This window comes from Citrobacter sp. TBCS-14, assembly GCF_005280805.1.
GTDB lineage: Bacteria > Pseudomonadota > Gammaproteobacteria > Enterobacterales > Enterobacteriaceae > Citrobacter > Citrobacter gillenii.
This window is the reverse complement of record NZ_SZWM01001111.1, coordinates 1-472: the sequence shown is the minus strand read 5'-3', so window position 1 is coordinate 472 and position 472 is coordinate 1. Positions and strand designations below refer to the sequence as shown.

The following is a 472-nucleotide window of genomic DNA, read 5'->3' as shown; positions in this document are numbered from 1 at the left end:
ACCGTGCTTCAGCGCTTCGATAACTGACTTATAGGCATCCGGCAGTTCAATGTACTTGCCGACCATACCAATAGTCACTTCGCCTGCCGGATTCGCTTCTTCGTAGATAACCTGTTCCCATTCTGACAGATTCGCTTCCGGACAGTTCAAGCTGAATCGTNCCTGAGATTTCAACAGGCCTGGAATTTTATAGATAGAATCGACATCTTTCAGAGAAATCACCGCTTTTTCCGGGACGTTACAGAATAATGCAATTTTTGCACGTTCATTAGCCGGAACAGCACGATCGGAGCGGCAAATCAGAATATCTGGCTGAATACCGATAGAAAGCAGCTCTTTTACCGAGTGCTGAGTCGGTTTAGTTTTGACTTCACCTGCCGCCGCCATGTACGGAACCAGCGTCAGATGCATAAACAACGTGTGCTCACGGCCAATTTCTACGGCCATCTGGCGAATCGCTTCAAGGAACGGC

General features: G+C 48.2%; 1 pseudogene. It reads right to left on the bottom strand.

From position 1 onward, the window contains the following. Positions 1–472 (bottom strand): annotated as a pseudogene (pyrG, locus tag FDX22_RS24300) (CTP synthetase); the annotation flags it as partial.